The following is an 18,574-nucleotide window of genomic DNA, read 5'->3' as shown; positions in this document are numbered from 1 at the left end:
GATTTTATAAGTTTATGCTTTCGAAGTAAGTTTTCTAACGAAAACTTTAAGGAGTGTTCAACATGGAAGCAGAATTGAGTGTACGACCTGTCGTAGCGAGTAGTACGGTGAAGAAGAAAATCAACTGGTATTTATGGGGGACGCTGTTTGTCCTTCCAGAAATCGTGTTATTTATTGTATTTTTATGGGTGCCGATTTTTAAAGGGATTTTCTACAGCTTTTACAATATTGATTTTGTCGATGGCAATCATTTCATTAGCTTGGCTAACTATGTAAGTATTTTTCAAGATGGACTGCTGCTCACCTCGATTAAAAATACGCTGTACTATATGGGCTTAGGCGTCTTACTCGGTTTCTGGGTACCGCCGCTTATCGCAATTGTCGTCTCTGAATTAAAATGGTTTCAGGGGGGGGCCCGTATAATTGGCTATTTGCCAAGCGCTGTTCCAGCCATCGTGCTCTATGGGATGTGGCAGTGGTTTTTTGATGCCGTGGGCCCAATTAACAGCCTGTTACAAACGTTCGGTATCCCAAAAGTGGAGTTCTTCAGTCCGAAGATGGCCATGGGTTCGATTGTTCTGCTAGAAACGTGGCAAAGCTTTGGCGCAGCCACTCTCATCTATATCGCTGCAGTCGTGGGTATTCCGAGGGACATATACGAAGCGGCTGAGATCGATGGCGCCAGTGTCTGGCAGCGTATCCGCCATATTACCTTGCCAAGTATCAAGACATTGATGCTGCTTCTGCTTCTCTTGCAGTTGATCACAACTTCACAGGGCTTTCAAGCGCAATTATCGATGACCGACGGTGGCCCGAATAATGCGACGCTTACGTACCTGCTGTGGATGAATCATACGGCGTTCCGTGATCTTGATTTTGGGAAAGCGAGTGCAATGGGCAGCTTAATGTTTTTCGTTTTAATCCTACTGTCCGTGCTATACAATCTGTTGCAGCGTAGAGGTGAGAAGGCATGAAACGAGATGAACGCGGCATTATTTCGCCATTTGATATGAAAAAAGGCGCTGTGAAAGCCGGTTACACCCTCATGGTGCTGCTGATGATCATCATTGGCATTACGACGTTATACCCGTTTTTCAATACCTTTTTTGGTTCACTTAAAACACGTGAGGAATTCTTTGCCTTTCCACCAACCTTTTTTCCGAAAAGCTGGATTTGGACCAATTACAATGATGCATGGAACGGGTTCGATTTGCCATTACTGACTTTCTTGAAGAATACGATATTCATCTACATGGGAAATGTCGTATGCTCGCTGCTCCTAATTGGTTTAGCTGCCTACGCGTTGTCACATTTGAGGGTACCGTTCAAGAGATGGGTGACGCTCTTTTTCTTAGCGACTCTGTTGATACCGCCAGCCACCTATATCGTTCCTAACTTTATGAACCTGAAAAGCTTGGGCATGATCAATACGTACTGGGCCTTCTGGCTGCCGGCTGCAGCGAATGCTTATTTCATGCTTCTGCTCAAAAACTTCTTCGATGGCATTCACAAAGAAATTCTGGAGGCAGCGAGAATCGATGGGGCGAGTGAATTCAATTCATTCATTAAAATTGCTGTTCCACTTTCAACTCCCATTATTGGGACTCTGCTGATTCTGTCCTTTTCGACAACATGGAACGAGTTCTACTGGCCTAGTATTGTGATGACAGAAAAGGAGATGTACCCGCTTGCCACAGGGATTTATCGGTATGTGGTGTACTCAACATCGGTTATTCCGTGGAGTGTACGGTTTGCTATCTTGACAATGGCGATGCTGCCGCCGGTTGTTTTTTTTCTCATTTTCCAAAAATTTATCATACGTGGGTTAACCGTTTCCAGTGTCAAAGGTTAGGTCAAAGAACGCCCCTCAGAATGCTTATTCTGAAGGCGTTTTCTTTTGCTTAAAGGAGATTGCGGCCGTTATAGCGAAGCTAAGTGTGCAATGAGACGGCTAGGAGTAATAATCTCCGAGGATACGGCTTGAAAGGAAGGAATGTCGGCATGCGAAAAATGCTGCGTAATATGAATTTGATGAAAAAGTTGATCGTATTGCTCATCTTATTCGTCGTCATCCCGATATTGGTATTGGATTTGTTTGTAGCCAAGAAGCTGGAGTCCATTACAGAAGAGCAAGTAGGGAACGCGCTGCTCCAGTTAGTGAGAGGAAGTCATTTGACACTAGACAGAGAGAGCAGTGATTTCGAGGAAAAGACAGAGAAAATCATGATATCTCAGGAAATCCAACAGCTTGCAAGCATCCCGTCCTCATCGGAGTATGAACGATTTGAAATCTTTAAAGCCCTTGATAAATATTTGAACAACTATTCGACGAGTGCGGTGCGATATTCGCTGTTTTTTTCGGATACAGATAAGCAGTATTCGTTCGTCCCCAATCCGGATCTTCTGAACAATGGTATTTTTTATTCAACAGACTTGAATGCGCTCTCTTGGTATAAGGAAGTAAGTCAGGCCAAGGGGAAAGGGGTTATTCGTGTTATTGATAAATTCGGATACAACCCTAATAATTTACAAACCGTTGCCTATATGCGCCAATTAAATAGCATTTATAACGGGGAAAGTGTGATTGGTTATTTGGTTGTATCTGGCATTGAGACACCTCTTCAGTTGGATTTTTCACCTTTTGACAAGTATGCGGATGCGGAATTGATGTTGTTAAACCAAGACAATACGGTGCTCGCGACGAATACAACCAATTTTGAGATCGGATCCTCGGTACATGTTCCGGCTAATCAAGTAGAAGGTGTTTATAAGCTGAAAGAGGCTGATCTTGAGTTCATGTGCGTTATTCATACAAGTGAATATTCGAAAACGAAATTGCTCATGCGAGTTCCTGTTCAGTCGATTATTATCGATCATATTAGTGTGCAGCGATTGGTTGATTGGATCATGGTTATTTATTTCTTTATCTTGATTTTGGCGAGTATATACTTTATCCAGTCGATCTTGAAACCGATCTCTCGATTAGCCCGCATCACGAATTCTTATCATCCAGGTAGACCCTTAGCTATTTCCTTACACTCGGATAGCAAAAATGAGATTGTTTTACTCAATAATCATTTTATACGCATGACTGATCGCTTGAATCAAACGATTTATGACCAATATGAACTCGAACTGAGGCATAAGGAGATTGAATTATCTATTCTTCATACACAAATTAATCCGCACTTGCTCTACAATACCTTGGAATCTGTATATTGGCATACGCTAATGGAAGGGGCAGCAGAGTCTGCTGAAATGATCAAGGATTTATCGCTAATTATGCGAATTGGGCTTAGCAAAGGGAAGCTTTTAATTCCGGTTATGGAGGAAATCAATCACGCGGAGGCTTATGTTCGCTTGCAGCTATTCCGCTATGAATATGCCTTTCAAGTCCATTGGGATATTGAAGAGGGAGCGAAGCGATTTGTCATGCCGAAGGTCGTTCTTCAGCCGATTATTGAGAATGCGATTCTGCACGGGATTAAGAACATGAGCCAGGATGGGGAATTATGGATTTCGGTAAAAAGCGCGGATGATAATGTCATCATCAGTGTAGAAGATAACGGTTATCGCCAGGTGGATATCGAGGTGATGAATGGTATCCTGCAGGGGAAGGAAAATAATCGAGGCTTCGGAATTATTAATGTTCAGAAGCGGATTCAGCTGCATTTCGGCGAAAACTACGGTTTACATTACAGTCTTAGAGAAGATCAAGGTGTACGAGCTTGGATCGAGCTCCCTGCTGTACTTGACGAGAATGAATTGAAATAGCCCCATCATCTGGGGCGCTGCCATTTCTTACGATAAGCTAGAGGCGTATATCCAGCGCGGTCTTTGAACAAATTGATGAAATGACTGACATTGTCAATACCGACACTGGTGGCTATTTCGGATATGGGTATATTGGAATATTTTAACCGTTCTTTGGCGTGTGTCATACGTATTGATATGAGAAATTCATGGGGCGCATAGCCTGTATAACGTTTGAACTGTTTGGCCAAATGGTACTTGCTAACGGCATGCTCATGGGCAAGCTGATCCAGAGAAATCGATTCATTGAACCTATGTTCCAACGTTTGGCAAATGTCTTCGATATAGCTGGGTTTGTCTGTTTCGGACACTGCCAGATTTTGCGCTGCCAGCATGAGCTCGGTCAGGAGATCTACAAGAAGTTTGGACGAAATGAGTTCGGTACGGGCACTTCTTTGCTGCTGGAAATGTAAAATTTGTCGCAGTACAGCGGGGATGGAGGATTCAGGGCTCAGTTGTAGGAAAGGCTCATTATTAGCAGCAAACTGCTTATAGTAACCAGATGTCGAGCTACCATGGATATGCACCCATAGTAATTCCCAAGGCTCGAGTGGATCTGTTTCATAGAAATGATAATCTTCACAATGAATGAAGAATACCTGTTGAGGCTGAAGGATAAAGCTCTTTCCTTGATATTTCAAACGGCCTTTGCCTTTAATCGTATAGACGATAAGGTAGGAGTCCAGCTGTTCGCGTTCTGTAAAATAACCGGGTAACGTACGGAAATGGCCAATTTCTTGCACATAATAGAGGGTGGATTTGGCGAATACAGAGGGGCTGGATATGAATCGTATCGAGTCTTCTGACCAAGCTGTTGTAAAATTTTCTTTATGAGTTGTCATGTCGCATCACCTGCACAAGATTCTATTATTATTAAACAAGATTATTGGATGTTATCTGCATTGTAAGCCATTACAATGAGTTTATAAAGGTATTATTTTTATCTTATAAACGAATGGAGTGGTAGGGATGACTATATACCCAGCTATAAAAGCAAGCAAAAAACCGCGTATCGGACTTTACTCGGTGGGGCTCCGTGCCTATTGGGAACAGTTCCCTGGCTTGAAAGAACGACTTGAGGATTACGGCCGATTTATTGAGAAGCGAATCTCGGAATGGGCTGACGTCTATTATTATGGGTTGGTAGATACGGAAGAGGAAGGGCGGAAGGCCGGAGAATGGTTGAATGAGCGCCATGTGGATCTCGTATTCTGTCACGCAGCGACATATTCGACTAGCTCGACAGTACTTCCCGTTCACCAAATTTGCAAAGCGCCGGCTGTGTTTCTGAACTTGCAGCCAACCTTGCGGCTTGATTATGATCAATCAACGACAGGGGAGTGGTTGGCGCATTGCGGGGCTTGTCCTGTGCCTGAGTTTGCCAATGTGTTTAACAGAGCGGGAATCCCGTTCCGTGTTGTAAATGGGGTGCTGGGACTCGATTGTACACCGGCGATTTCGTTAACGAATGAAGTGACACATAAGCGCCCAGAAGCTGTTCGAGCATGGAGGGAGATCGAGGAATGGGTAAAGGCAGCCGGCGTGCCTCGGACGCTTCAGCATAGCCGGTTCGGCTTTCTTGGTAATACGTACAGCGGCATGCTCGATATGTACAGCGACTTTACGATGATTTCGGCGCAGACAGGGCTGCACGTGGAAGTCCTCGAAATGTGTGATTTGGATCGCATGCTGCGGGAAGTGACACCGCAGGAGGTGAAAGCGAAGCTGGCTGAGGTTCACGAGATGTTCCAGATCAGTGGCGACTCGCCGTCTGACCCGATCGCGAAGAAGCCTACGGATGAGCAGCTGGAATGGTCATGCAAAGTGGCGGCAGCGCAAGAGAAGCTTGTCAGGGCGTACGATCTGGACGCCTTGTCCTACTACTACCACGGTGCGCCGGGTGGCGACTATGAGAAGCTGCAGGGCGGCTTCATCGTTGGCCATTCGCTGCTAACCGCACGTGGTATTCCGTGCTCAGGCGAAGGGGACCTCAAGACGGCCGTCGCGATGAAAATCAGCGACATCCTTGGCGTCGGCGGCAGCTTCTCGGAAATCGTCGTCGTGGATTATATCGACGAGACGATTTTGCTGGGCCATGACGGACCGTTCCATATCGCGATTTCCGAAGGAAAGCCGATTCTGCGCGGCATGGGGCTTTATCACGGGAAGCAGGGCACAGGCGTATCCGTCGAGGCGAAGGTGAAGACGGGGGCGATCACGACGCTGAACGTGACGCAGACTGGCGACGGACGGCTGAAGCTGATCTCCAGCGAAGGCGAGTCCACGAGCGGGCCGATCATGAAGATCGGCAACACCCAGACGCCGGTGAAGTTCCGCGATCATCCAGACGCGTACATGACGCGCTGGTTCGCCGAGGCGCCGACGCATCACTGCGCGATGTCCATTGGTCATAACGCTTCCATGTTCCAGAAGGTCGCAGAGCTGATGAAGATGAACCATGTGATTTTATAAAGCTGTTATTGCTGTTAAAGTTGTTGAAGCTGTTAAAGCTTAAAAAGCCTGCCATTGGCGGACTTTTTAAATCAAGCATCAAGTTTGATACTTGATCTTCGTCTCTTCACTCCTGATAAACATGCTATGTTGTACCGCGTACAACAATTTCGTTGATTTCTTATCAGCAAGTCGTCGAAGTTGTAGGTAGTACAACAATTCTGACTGATATTATGCTATATAGCCGTTTTTGGGAGGAAGTGTTGTATTTTCTGCAACATTAACAAGGAAAACGCGAATTCGTTAGTGTAATGTTGTACAAATTACAACAACTAGGTCCATAGATGAAGGAAGCATTGACCTTCACCTACTTCAGGGAACAACACTCCACTATTTTAACGGAAAGTAGCCTGGTAAATCGGAGAAATTAGGTTAACGAACATTTCTTAATTCAACATATATACGATTAATTTTGCGGCATTCCGGACTCCGCGTCCTCACTCGAGTTGTTATCCGTAATTTCCACATAATTATCGACCGTATCTAGAACTTGGCTTAGCTGCCAACGGCTAAAAATAATATGATCTGAAGAAATCGCATTATAGGTGCTTTCTTGTTTGCTAATTTTAAAGCCTCGGTAATTCTCATAAATGGTTCTCATTCTGATCTCTCCCTCGCTTTGATGTATATCTTAAACTATCATCAAACGAGTAATTTTGGTAGAGGTGTAAATTGATAGAAATTGTCTATTCCTGACTAATTTCATGTAAATATGGTTAATTGCTTCTTTTCTGTTGCCCATACGGCGTGAAATGTTCTCTACACAGGTTTCCGCTTAGCCGGAAATACCATTTACATGTATGTTAGGTATTTCAATTTTAAACGTTGACAGAATCTAGTTCGATTCACTATAATTTAATACAAGTAATTTTATCGGAATTATATGGATCGACCAGACAGCTGGAGATGCTTCGTCCCTAAGGGATGAATGCGTCTCCTTTTTTCATTCATAATCACCAAATGCTATCTATAGCTTACGATGCAAGTTATTTTATAACACTATCTAGGAGGAATAGGTATGAAAATTGAATGGACTTTTGCGAGGAACAAACCTTGGACGATTGATCTTGTGTTGGATTTTGTGACCATAGCTAATCGGTATTCGTGCAATATTTATGTGGGTGTAAGCGGAAAAATGCTGAATACAAAGGGTTTACTGGGCATTGTTTCCCTCAGTCTATCACTGGGCAATCAGTCAGTTATTGTGCTGCAATTAGATGGCGTTGATGCTCAGGAAGCATTTGAAAAAGTGTCTGTGTACTTACAAAGCGCGGATCACAGTATACAAAAGGCCTTTTCGCATAGTTCCTAGTCGCTTGCAAGTTAGAGAGGAAGTTTATTGTCATGAATATTGAAAATATTGAAGCTTTCGTCTATGTCATACATTTCAATAGTTTCAACAAGGCAGCGGATGCATTGTTCTTATCTCAGCCATCCGTGACGGCCCGAATTCAATCGTTAGAACGAAAACTGAATACATTGCAGTTTGATCGAGAAGGGAGGAATTTTACGCTGACAGAGAAAGGGAAGCAGTTCCTACCTTATGCTCAGCAAATCCTTCAAACTTATAAGAAGGGAAAACAACAGCATCAGAATTTAAACACAACTCCTAATGAACTAAGAATAGGGTGCACGGTTTCTGTCTCCAATTATGTCATTCCTGACATTCTCCCCATCATCAAAAAGAAGTACCGTAACCTGCAAATTAAATTAACGACAGCTCCCACCGAAACGATTCTGGAGAAGCTGCTGAATAAAGAATTAGATATCGGATTTGTGCGAAATGTGACGCATCTGCATGTTGATTGTGCGGGGTTTTATGAAGATCCGATTCGCCTTTGGGGAGCCGTTTGTAAATACGAACTAACTCCTGATGAACATTTTATTATAGATCGCCATCCGGAACATGCTCATGTCCTAGTGGCTGGCGGTTTCTCAGGCCATGGCTTTAAGTTCGCAAGCGTAGTTGGTGAGATATTATCAGATCTTTCAAGGGAAGGCATAACCGAGCAAGATATCTCTCCTTTTGCCTTATCCAGATTCTCTGCCAGAACAAACCTTGAAGCCCATATCAACTAGGAAGGTGACCTATATGAGTGAGATTTATCGGTTGGCGACGATCGAAGATGCAGAAGAACAATTCAAAGTCATTGATGGCGCCTATGAGTCGATTCGTGAATTAGGTATTACATTTAGAGCCGCGAATGGGGATATCGACTTGATTCGGGAGAACCTTTTAGAACTTACAAGCTATGTCTTGGAAATTGACGGCTCTATTGCAGCCACCATTTTATTGAAAAATTTGCCGGAACTGACCGAGCTGCCTTTTTTGTATTGGTTTGCTGTCTTACCTGAATTCAAAAATCAAGGTGTCGGCAATCGGGTTCTGACTTATGTGGAAGAGGTCATCGTTAGAGACACCTTGTTGTCATCCGGTGTTGTCCTTGCAACGTCGAAGAATCATCCTTGGCTACTTCCGATGTATGAACGTAAAGGCTATCAAGCCTTTCACGAAAGGCCGCTAGGAGAAACGGATACGCTGGTTTTTCTGAAAAAGACTTTATTTCAGCAAGTTCAACTTGCCCAATAAGTAGATGCTTAAAGACAGTCGGGAGTCATTCTGACTGTTTTTTGCTATTCTGTGCTTAAATATGTTACAGTTAAAAGGAGGTGATCGTGCATGTTAAAATTGGGGATTTTGGACCAATCACAAATAGGAGAAGGTCGCAACGCCGCGCAAACGCTGGTTGAAACGACCGAGCTGGCGCAAGATGCAGATAAACTTGGCTATACGCGTTACTGGGTGTCGGAACATCATGCTTCTGAGGCGCTTGCTCACTCAAGCCCAGAAGTACTTATCGCTCATTTAGCTGCAAAAACGAATCGGATCCGCTTAGGGTCAGGCGGTATCATGATGCCGCATTACAGTGCATACAAAGTAGCAGAAAATTTCCGTTTGTTGGAGGCGCTGCATCCGGGAAGGATTGACGTTGGTCTTGGACGTGCGCCAGGCGGCATGCCAATCTCAACGCGAGCGCTGCAAGAGGGGAAATACACGAGCGTAGATCAATACCCGCAGCAAGTTGCTGACTTGACTGGGTATTTATATGATTCGCTGCCTGCGAACCATCGCTTTGCTGCGCTGCACGCGTCTCCAATTATTCCGACAGCACCGGAAATTTGGCTGCTCGGTTCTTCCTATGACAGTGCCAGCATTGCTGCTAAACAAGGAGCAGCATTTGGTTTTGCACAGTTTTTTGGCAATGCCGATTGTGAACAAGCGCTGCAGATTTATCGCGAGGAATTCAAACCGTCTATTTTGAACGATAAGCCACATTCGCTTGCAGCGGTTTTAGTTGTCTGTGCCGATACGGAAGAAGAGGCGCATCGACTGGCGACAAGTACGGATTTGTTCTTCCTCTCCCTTGGCCGCGGCACGCTGTTGCCCTCATTCCCTTCCGTTGAAACGGCTATGAATTATCCGTATACAGAAGCTGATTTGGCCCTAATACGAGGTCGCCAACACAAGCGTATTGTGGGTACTCCTCAGCAAGTAAAAGCGGAGATTCTCAAGCTGAACGAAGCTTATAAAGCTGACGAGATTATGGTCGTTTCTCCGATTCATAATGTGGATGCGCGCATTCATTCTTATCGTTTGTTAGCCAAGGCGTTTGAGCTGCAAGGGTAAAAGTTAGCGTATAGTGTGGAAGTATGGAATAGGCTCAATCTTGTAAATCAGAAGCAGCACACCGATTAGCGGTGGCTGCTTTTTTTTATTGCTATATATTTTGCAATGGTAACGACCTGTTACTTCTCGAGATCCAGCTCGCATGGTCGTAGTCATGAATAAAATTTCCAAAATCTTGGATAATAAAAGAAAGAATATGGATGAGCGTGGTGAAGATCGATGCTATTTTCAAACTGGTTCGGAAGGAAGAAGTATCGTTCGGTTCCAGAGCAAATTAATCAGCAGCCAAACGATACCATAAGCACGTCATTAGTACAAAACATGACTTATTTACATAGCCAGTTCAATCAAACTCCCGATCTGGTAGTGCGGCATTTTATCATCAAACAGTCTGGGCAGCAAGCAGCGCTAGTCTATTTATGTGGACTTGTAGATATGAATGCGATTAATAATAATGTGCTTCGCCCGTTGCAATTTGAAGCGGGAAGCGGTGATGCAGTTGACGATATATCGGTAAATGTAGGCCGAGTTCAAACCTTGTACACGTGGCCGCTTGTCGAGACTGCCATCTTTCAAGGATTTAGTATACTTTTTGTTAACGGACGAGCAGAAGTCTCCGCCTTAGGAACACAAGGTTGGCCGCAGCGGGCGATTGAAGATCCACAGATGGAGGCTTCTTTAAAAGGAGCACATCAAGGCTTTGTTGAAACGGGCAGTCAGAATATTGCTTTAATCCGACGCTACATTCAAAACCGTGAATTGAAAATTATCGAGCTGACGGTTGGACGAAGAGCGAACAGTTTAGTTTCTATCCTATATTTGGCAGATGTCGCGCATCCTGAGGTGCTGAAAGAACTGCAAGACCGAATTGAGCAGCTAGATGTTGATGTTATCATCAACACCGGTGAGTTGGCAGAGCTGATCGAGGACAATCCATTTTCCCCATTCCCGCAATTTATTACGACGGAAAGACCGGATGCTGCCGCATCACAAATATTGCAAGGAAGATTCGCTGTTGTCGTTGATCGTTCGCCAAGCGTATTGATTGCGCCAGCGGCCTTTATGTCATTTTTTCAGAACATCGACGACTACAGCACACGCTGGTCGATTGCTACTTTTATACGGCTGCTGAGGATTTTGGCATTTTTTGTCGCCGTATTTTTGCCGGCATTCTATATTGCTGTCATCTCCTATAATTTCGAGATCATCCCCGTTAAATTACTTCTGACGATTGGTGAGTTCAGGGGAAGAGTACCATTTCCGCCATTTGTAGAAGCGATCCTCATGGAGGTCACATTAGAAATGATGCGGGAAGCAGGTGTGCGCCTGCCTGCTCCAGTTGGGCAAACCATTGGTATTGTTGGGGGGATTGTCATCGGGCAGGCGATCGTACAGGCGGGACTCATCAGTAATATCATGGTGATTGTCGTTGCTTTTACAGCCATTTGCTCGTTCATCCTGCCCAACTATGATATGGTCGCAGCCGTCCGGCTTATCCGCTTCGGTATGATGATTGCTGCCTCTATGTTCGGCATTGTTGGCATCATTATTGGTTTGATGACGATGATCGGGCATCTGATTGCGCTCGAATCACTTGGAACACCATACGGCACCCCTTTTGCGCCGGTCCGGTTGGCTGACTGGAAAGATACGTTTGTACGTTTGCCTCTTTGGAAAATGGACAAGCGACCTCTAGGCACAAGAGCGACTCAATCGCAGAGGCAAGGATCAAATCGTCCAAAAGGTGATGGGAAATGAAGAAATATGCATTCAATGAGATCACCTCTATGCAATATATTTTTCTTAATAGCGGCATTCAGGTGAGTGTGTTCTTTTTGTCAATGCCGCGAAAGTTAGCCGAAAAGGCAGGCACGGATGGCTGGATCGCACTCATCATCGGATGGGCTGTTACGGTAGCAGCAAGCTTGATTGTTATTCAGGTAATGAAAAAGCATCCCGAAGGAACATTGTTTGACCTGCTAACAAGATATTTGGGTAATTGGACAGGCAGAGTGGCTGCCATCTTATTTTCCCTTTATCTCTTTTATTACGCATACACGGGGCTCGTTCAAGCGGTTTTGATCACGAAGTCATGGCTCTTGCCGCTAACTTCGGCATCTATTGTCATGTTTTTATTGCTCATACCCACATATGTGATTGCACGTAATGGACTTCGCATCTTAGGCAGATATGCGGAACTTGTTTTTATGATCTCCTCGTGGATTCCATTGGTATATTTACTTCTGCTCAAGGACGTACACTGGCTCAATATGCTTCCCGTATTAAAGGAAGGATGGAAGCCCGTATTCTCAACGGTACCTACAACGTTCTTTTCTTATATTGGATTTGCAACTACGTTTATTTTGTATCCGTTTTTGAAGAATAAACTAAAGGCTTCTAGGGATATTGTGATCTCCGATACCCTAACCATGCTTGGGTATTTGTTCATTACGATTATCTGTTTTGTCTATTACAGCCCGGATGAAATTCAGAAGTACAACCAACCCGTGATTAATATGTTAGAATCCATCGAGTTTAAATTTTTAGAACGGATGGAAATGCTGTTTATTGCGTTTTTTTTGCTTATTTTTTCATTAGCTTGGATACCCGCTATGTACATGGGTGTTTTTTGCACATGCTGGCTGTTAGGAAAGCAGGATCACCGCAATCATTTGCGGGTATTATGGTTATTCATTGCTGTGGGTGCATTTTTCTTCATGCCAACTTTTAATCAGAGCGATCGCATGAATGATTTTCTTAGTCAGGTTGGTTTTGGAATTGAATACGTTTTTCCGTGTTGCTTACTTCTTTATTTATGGATGCATGATCGTTTTCAGTGGAGGAAGCGCTTATGAAAAAATGGCTGCTTCACGGTATGCTCATCGCCATGTTTCTCGTCATTATTCCGGGCTGCAGTGATAGGTTAGATATGGAAGATGCTACATTTCCCTTATTAATAGGCTTTGATCTCGATAAAAAAAACGAGTTCATTGTGTATAGTACATCTCCTAATTTTATCAAAAATATCGAGAAGAAAACGCGTGAACTTCGGGTAAAACCACTGACAAATCGTCAATCAAGAGAAAAACAGGACAGTTATACACCGGGCGTTTTCCAAGGCAGAACTATTCAAGTCATACTGGTCTCTAAGCGAATCCTGCAGCAAGAAAACTGGTTCCGACTAACGGATGTCTGGTTTCGCGATCCGAAAAATCCGTTAACTCCAAGGATCATTGCTTTCGATGGACCTCTCTCTGACATTATCTACTTAAATCCGAAAGACCAGCCGATGCTGCCTTTATTACTGCGGGATATGGTCGAAACGAAGAACATTAGATCGGAAACGGTCAAGACGACTTTACAAGGGCTGCATCAGCAAATACGTGAGAAGGGCGTAACTCCCGTTATCTCTGAAGCTCGAGTGATAGATGAACAGGTTGCGTTGACGGGCACGACACTGCTGGATCATAAAGGAAAATTTGCTGATTCACTGAACATGCAGGAAAGTATTCTACTACGAATATTGCAAAACAATACGAAGAAGTCCATCAGCCTGACCATTCCTATTCCTGGTGAAATGAAGATCGGACCGTTCCATACGGACAAATTAAGTTTAAACGCCGATAAAATCAAGGCGAAAATCAAGACTTCTTTTCTTCATGACAAATTTCAGTTCGATATACACATAACCATGCGAGTTGGACTTACAGAGCGATTGTTCCCTTACGACGTACGAAGTCGTGGAAGAGAGTTGGAAAATAAGATTACAGATCAAGTACAACAGCAGTTCGACAGCCTCATAAAGAAAATACAGGCGGATAAAATTGATCCAATTGGGCTTGGGTTCTACGCTCAGGCGCATGAATACAGCCAATTCAAGAAAGTAGAAGATCATTGGGGTGAATCGCTGGCCAAAGCGGACATTCAAGTTTCCGTGAAAACAATCATAGGAGCTATGGGAACAGTGAAGTAAAGCCAAAGGGGGATAACACGTGAAAAAATATACATTTAATGAAATTACCCTCATGCAGTATATCTTTCTCAACTTTGGTATGGTAGTGAGCATCGGTTTCTTGTCGCTGCCGCGCGTACTAGCCGAACAGGCGGGAACGGCTGGGTGGATCGCTCTCCTCATCGTTTGGGTTATCTCCTTAATAGCGAGTTTGATCGTCATACAGGTAATGAAGAGGTACCCAGACGGCACCTTGTTAGATTTATTGACGGTGTATTTGGGCAAATGGGCAGGCAAAGCGGGAGCTGTCCTATTTGCCCTTTATCTCATTTACTACGGATATACCGGTCTTATTTATACTGTAATGATTACAAAACAATATCTCCTGCAGCAAACTCCGGCATATCTCATTATGTTTCTGCTGCTCATTCCCACTTATGTTGTTGTGCGGAGTGGACTCCGCATAGTGGGCAGATACGTAGTATTGATTATGCTTTTATCTGTATGGATCCCCTTCGTTTATTTGCTTCCGCTTAAGGACGCTAATTGGCTCCGGCTGTTTCCTGTGCTTAAGGAAGGATGGGAGCCTGTATTCGCGGCGGTACCCGGTACTTTCTATTATCATATTGGTTTTTCAACCACGTTTATTTTGTATCCATTTCTCAGAAACAAGCAAAAGGCCTCAACCGGAATTGTTATCTCATATACACTGACGATGCTTATGTATTTGTTCATTACCGTGATCTGTTTTGTCTATTTCAGTTCAGATGAAATTATGACGTACAACGAACCGACAATCAATTTATTGAAAACGATTGAGTTTAAGTTTATAGCACGGATCGAATTGTTATTTATCGCGTTTTATTTGCTTATCTTTTCATTGTCATGGATACCTACGATGTACATGAGTGTATTTTGCACAACTTGGCTAATCGGAAAACAGGACCACCGTAATCATTTGCGGCTGCTTTGGCTATTCATCGCTGTGGGTTCGTATTTCTTCATGCCTACTTTTTTTCAGAGCGAAAAGATGAATACGCTTCTTGGTCAGATTGGTTTTGTTGTTGAGTACATAGTTCCTGTTTGTTTACTCCTATATGTATGGATACATGATCGTTTGGGGTGGAGGAAGCACTTATGAACAAGCGGGTGCGATTCGTTTTGCTCATCATTATGATGATTACTATCGCTTCAGGGTGCAGTGACAGATTGGATTTGGAAGATGCCACGAACAACCTTGCCATCGGCCTGGATCTCGATAATGAAAACAACTTGCTAATCTATATGAAAAATCCTGTGTTCAGCAGAAATGTCAAGAAGCACATGACAGAGGTCAAAGTGAAGGCGGATACGATTCGGAAAGCGAGAGAGGAAATAGACGAACGTTCACCAGGTGTTATTACTGGCAGAAAGGTTCAGGTCGTTCTTATAGGGAAACGCATCCTGGAGCATGAAGATTGGTTCCCGATACTGGATGTCTTCTTTCGTGATACGAAAAATCCATTAATGCCAAGAGTCATCGCAGTTGATGGATCTGTCTCAGACATGATTTACCTAAATCCCAAAGACCAGCCGTCATTACCTTTATTGTTGAGGGGAATGGTCGATACGAAGAGCGCTAGATCGGAAACGGCAAAAACGACGCTTCAGAAGCTGCATTGGCAAATAAATGAGAAGGGGGTGACGCCCTATATCTCCGAAATTCAGTTGGACAAGACCAAACGGATCAAGCTGACTGGCGTATCGCTGCTGGATCATAAGGGGAAATATACACTTTCATTGTCCGCGGAGGAAACCGTATTACTTCAAATTTTGAATAAAAACGCCAAGAAGGCTGTTAGTCTGACACTTCCAATTCCCGGAGAAAAGAAGAGCGGTCCATTCTACACAGACCATTTAAGTATAACGGTTCAGGGAGTGAAAACGAAGGTCAAGACCTCATACAATCAGAATAAGTTTCGGTTCGATATCAACATTAAAATGCCGGCTGGTGTCTCGGAACGTTTATTTCCTTTTGATGTGCGAAAGAATGGAAAAGAGTTAGAGAAAATGATTTCTGACCAAGTGCAAAAGCAATTTGAGAAACTCATCAAGAACCTACAGGAACATCAGATTGATCCGATCGGGCTTGGTCTCTACGCACGGGCTTATGAATATAACCAATATATGAAAGTGGAGGATCATTGGGGAGAAGCACTGTCGAAGGCTGACATTCACGTTTCCGTTAAGGTGATCATAGGAAGTATGGGACCCGTGAAGTGACTGGTTTTGGAACGGGTAACCACCTTTTAGACATAAAGTTGATGATGATTGGAAGTAAAAATTTGCGTTTTTCTACTTATGCCTTTACACTTAAAACAAAAATGGAGTGGTGAAATGAGTAAAGGTAGAGTTTGGAACAAGGGTAAGCGCAACGGGGGTGGCGGACCAGCAGCCGGAACGGGTTATAAGGAAAAGCTAGCGACCACCATGCAAGCGGAGGGTAAACCCGCTGAGATTATCGATCTTAAGAACCCGATTAATCAGGTTCAACGTATGAATCGTGAGAATTGGGTCGAGAGACCCGTTCGTGTTAACCGTGAACAGCCTAAAGAATAAAATAAGCCTATCCAGCCTCTTTGAGAGGGCTGGATAGGCTTATTTTTTATTTGTTTGGGTAGAGGGAGAAGAGCTTACCCACTGTTAAGAAGGAGATACGGACTCGGCTCGAGTGATTAGGATACATGATCATGCATAATCGGCCGGGAAGCGATAGTGTTTTTTGTGCTTCTGGTTTATTGTTTTGTGCTATACAATTGATGTGGGGAATATGGGAGGGAATGTTGTACAGCGTACAACAATTTCCATCATTTCTTCAGGACAAAGGTGAAGATGTTGTATTTTGTGCAACAGTTTAGCCTAATTTCCTGCTAAAATGCTTCTTTCGGCTGGAATTGTTGTATTTTGTGCAACAATCGCGAGAAAAACGTGAATAAACTTTCCAAATGTTGTACAAAGTGCAACAACTTTACATCGATGAGCGAGTAAGCAAGCAAATGTTTGAAAATTTACGTCTGGGCGCACCATGCTTTATATCAACCTTAATAAACGCACTCGCACACACACACACACACACACACACACACACACACACACACACACACACACACACACACTCTCACATTTACACTCACTTTCGCTCTCGTCCAAGGCAAGTGTAAGCCGTTTATCCTTATAGAGTAGGTTATTACTCCAAATTCACATTAGACAACTGTCCCGCTTGGTAGTAAGGGTAATCCATCTTTTGTTGAACTAGCTGTACGAAATCTGAATCAGTGAGCGATTCAATGACGAATAATCCTAAGTCAATGGAGGCCGAAACGCCGCCGCCGGTAAAGAGATTCCCGTCTCTGACGATTCGTTCTTTAATGACTTCGGAACAGTAAGGCGTCAATAACTCATAGGCGGAAGGATTGGTGGTTGCTTTTTTTTCATGTAGGAATCCGGCTGCACCTAGTAATAACGCACCTGTACACACAGAAACCTTGTAAGTCACATTACCTGAGGTTTGGAGCCAAGTGATGAAGGCAGAGTCGAATCTAAGGCTTCTCGTTGAAAATCCGCCAGGAACAAACAGGAGATCATAACCCGATAGATCGGGATAGACATGCGTCACCTTAAGGGTTAAGCCTCGGTCGTCCGTAATTTCCTCCTTATTGGAGCAGAAATCCCAAGTGACGTTTTCTTTAGCTCCCAAAATACCCATCCATGTGATAGCTTCATAGAAGCCGGCGAAGTCTAACGCGGTCATCCCATCAAATAGTACGAATGCCATTTTCATAAACAGCCACCTGACCTTTCAATTGTCATAAAAGCACAAAAAAGCACTTGATCAAGGATCAAATACTTTGCCCAGGCGTACGGCTGCTTGCGATGTGCTCCCTCATGGTTATCCATGTTTACGCCAGTCACACATCGGTTTAATTTCTATAATCTTACAATTTCCAACTCCGAAATTCAATAACTTTTTTCAAGCGGCGACCATGACTTAAACCCCTCACGTCCCCATATGAATTGAAGAGGTGTTCGTTGCGCACGTCATTATGGCCTACCAAGCAGGGAGGGAATGACTTATGAAATTAGTATTTAAGCTTGAATTAGAAGAAGCGAGAGTCATGATCGCAGCAGGCATACAAGCGGCAATAGAAGCGAAAGCAGCCGAAACGATATGTATCGTAGACGACGGCGGATATCTAATTGCATTAGAAAGAATGAATGGCGCTCGCAATACGAGCCCGGAAATCGCCATAGCTAAGGCGTTTACAGCTAGCAATCACAGGCGTTCTACACATTTGTTCAATCAGCCCGGCGGCCCAGCGACCATCCATGGTGAGGCATTTGGGATTCATGCCATGATGCCTGGTAAATTTGCCATTTTCGTCGGGGGACTTCCGATTGTGGTGAACGGGAGTGTCATTGGCGGGGTTGGTGTAAGCGGAGGGAATGGTGAGGATGACATAGCGGTAGGGGTTGCGGCGTTAAAGGCGCTGCAGTGTTATTTGGGTAACGCGTACGAAGTCATGACAGAGCCTGATATAAAGAAATAGGCATCATTTCAAATAGTAAAGCCC

At 44.0% G+C, this 18,574-nt stretch carries 18 protein-coding genes and 1 riboswitch; of the genes, 15 read left to right on the top strand and 3 right to left on the bottom strand.

The genetic code is table 11. The features are described 5' to 3' along the window. Nucleotides 1-62: 62 nt before the first annotated feature. The 3 genes from QFZ77_RS28340 to QFZ77_RS28330 all read left to right on the top strand — a co-directional run bounded on the left by QFZ77_RS28340 (nt 63) and on the right by QFZ77_RS28330 (nt 3,774). Nucleotides 63-974: a carbohydrate ABC transporter permease gene (locus QFZ77_RS28340; RefSeq protein WP_307444668.1), complete on the top strand. Its 912-nt coding sequence runs from the start codon at nt 63-65 to the stop codon at nt 972-974. Continuing rightward, on the top strand, nt 971-1,852 hold the full coding sequence (locus tag QFZ77_RS28335) for a carbohydrate ABC transporter permease (protein WP_307444666.1): 882 nt from the start codon (nt 971-973) through the stop codon (nt 1,850-1,852). The genes QFZ77_RS28340 and QFZ77_RS28335 overlap by 4 nt, the downstream gene beginning before the upstream one ends. A 149-nt stretch (nt 1,853-2,001) precedes the next feature. Continuing rightward, nucleotides 2,002-3,774, top strand: a complete 1,773-nt coding sequence (locus tag QFZ77_RS28330) for a sensor histidine kinase (RefSeq protein WP_307444665.1) — start codon at nt 2,002-2,004, stop codon at nt 3,772-3,774. Nucleotides 3,775-3,779: 5 nt separating this feature from the next. Here QFZ77_RS28330 and QFZ77_RS28325 read toward each other — a convergent pair whose 3' ends face one another. Further along, complete coding sequence (locus QFZ77_RS28325; protein WP_307444663.1) at nt 3,780-4,655, bottom strand: AraC family transcriptional regulator; 876 nt, start codon at nt 4,653-4,655, stop codon at nt 3,780-3,782. A 127-nt stretch (nt 4,656-4,782) separates the two neighbouring features. Between QFZ77_RS28325 and QFZ77_RS28320 the strand changes: the two genes are divergently transcribed. After that, nucleotides 4,783-6,285, top strand: coding sequence for an L-fucose/L-arabinose isomerase family protein (locus QFZ77_RS28320; RefSeq protein WP_307444661.1), 1,503 nt, complete (start codon nt 4,783-4,785; stop codon nt 6,283-6,285). Nucleotides 6,286-6,730: 445 nt separating this feature from the next. On the opposite strand, the gene QFZ77_RS28315 is transcribed toward QFZ77_RS28320, so the two are convergent. Beyond that, on the bottom strand, nt 6,731-6,925 hold the full coding sequence (locus tag QFZ77_RS28315; RefSeq protein WP_307444659.1) for a hypothetical protein: 195 nt from the start codon (nt 6,923-6,925) through the stop codon (nt 6,731-6,733). Between the two features lie 417 nt (nt 6,926-7,342). Between QFZ77_RS28315 and QFZ77_RS28310 the strand changes: the two genes are divergently transcribed. From QFZ77_RS28310 to QFZ77_RS28265, 10 genes are all read left to right on the top strand, one after another. Further along, nucleotides 7,343-7,636, top strand: a complete 294-nt coding sequence (locus QFZ77_RS28310; RefSeq protein ID WP_307444657.1) for an HPr family phosphocarrier protein — start codon at nt 7,343-7,345, stop codon at nt 7,634-7,636. A gap of 32 nt (nt 7,637-7,668) precedes the next feature. After that, entirely contained in the window at nt 7,669-8,403 is a 735-nt protein-coding gene (locus QFZ77_RS28305) for a LysR family transcriptional regulator (protein ID WP_307444656.1), read from the top strand. A 13-nt stretch (nt 8,404-8,416) separates the two neighbouring features. After that, on the top strand, nt 8,417-8,914 hold the full coding sequence (locus QFZ77_RS28300; protein WP_307444654.1) for a GNAT family N-acetyltransferase: 498 nt from the start codon (nt 8,417-8,419) through the stop codon (nt 8,912-8,914). A gap of 90 nt (nt 8,915-9,004) precedes the next feature. Next, complete coding sequence (locus QFZ77_RS28295) at nt 9,005-10,012, top strand: LLM class flavin-dependent oxidoreductase (RefSeq protein ID WP_307444652.1); 1,008 nt, start codon at nt 9,005-9,007, stop codon at nt 10,010-10,012. Nucleotides 10,013-10,231: 219 nt separating this feature from the next. After that, a complete protein-coding gene (locus tag QFZ77_RS28290) occupies nt 10,232-11,770 on the top strand; it encodes a spore germination protein (protein ID WP_373462663.1) in 1,539 nt (512 codons plus the stop codon). Then, nucleotides 11,767-12,867: a GerAB/ArcD/ProY family transporter gene (locus QFZ77_RS28285; RefSeq protein WP_307444650.1), complete on the top strand. Its 1,101-nt coding sequence runs from the start codon at nt 11,767-11,769 to the stop codon at nt 12,865-12,867. The genes QFZ77_RS28290 and QFZ77_RS28285 overlap by 4 nt, the downstream gene beginning before the upstream one ends. Beyond that, the gene (locus QFZ77_RS28280) at nt 12,864-13,985 is read left to right on the top strand and encodes a Ger(x)C family spore germination protein (protein ID WP_307444648.1); all 1,122 of its coding nucleotides are present in this window, start codon (nt 12,864-12,866) and stop codon (nt 13,983-13,985) included. Before QFZ77_RS28285 ends, QFZ77_RS28280 begins: the two co-directional genes overlap by 4 nt. Nucleotides 13,986-14,004: 19 nt before the next feature. Then, nucleotides 14,005-15,105, top strand: coding sequence for a GerAB/ArcD/ProY family transporter (locus QFZ77_RS28275; RefSeq protein WP_307444645.1), 1,101 nt, complete (start codon nt 14,005-14,007; stop codon nt 15,103-15,105). Beyond that, on the top strand, nt 15,102-16,226 hold the full coding sequence (locus QFZ77_RS28270) for a Ger(x)C family spore germination protein (RefSeq protein ID WP_307444644.1): 1,125 nt from the start codon (nt 15,102-15,104) through the stop codon (nt 16,224-16,226). The genes QFZ77_RS28275 and QFZ77_RS28270 overlap by 4 nt, the downstream gene beginning before the upstream one ends. A 114-nt stretch (nt 16,227-16,340) precedes the next feature. Then, on the top strand, nt 16,341-16,562 hold the full coding sequence (locus tag QFZ77_RS28265) for a hypothetical protein (RefSeq protein WP_307444642.1): 222 nt from the start codon (nt 16,341-16,343) through the stop codon (nt 16,560-16,562). 628 nt (nt 16,563-17,190) lie between these two features. Here QFZ77_RS28265 and QFZ77_RS28260 read toward each other — a convergent pair. After that, nucleotides 17,191-17,784 (bottom strand): DJ-1/PfpI family protein, encoded by a 594-nt coding sequence (locus tag QFZ77_RS28260; RefSeq protein WP_307444640.1) that lies wholly within the window; start codon nt 17,782-17,784, stop codon nt 17,191-17,193. A gap of 62 nt (nt 17,785-17,846) precedes the next feature. Continuing rightward, nucleotides 17,847-17,925, bottom strand: a riboswitch (ZMP/ZTP riboswitch). Nucleotides 17,926-18,076: 151 nt separating this feature from the next. Here QFZ77_RS28260 and QFZ77_RS28255 point away from each other — a divergent pair. Continuing rightward, entirely contained in the window at nt 18,077-18,550 is a 474-nt protein-coding gene (locus tag QFZ77_RS28255) for a GlcG/HbpS family heme-binding protein (RefSeq protein ID WP_307444637.1), read from the top strand. Nucleotides 18,551-18,574: the final 24 nt, after the last annotated feature.

Source organism: Paenibacillus sp. V4I3 (assembly GCF_030817215.1).
Lineage (GTDB): Bacteria > Bacillota > Bacilli > Paenibacillales > NBRC-103111 > Paenibacillus_E.
This window is presented reverse-complemented; position numbering and strand designations above follow the sequence as displayed.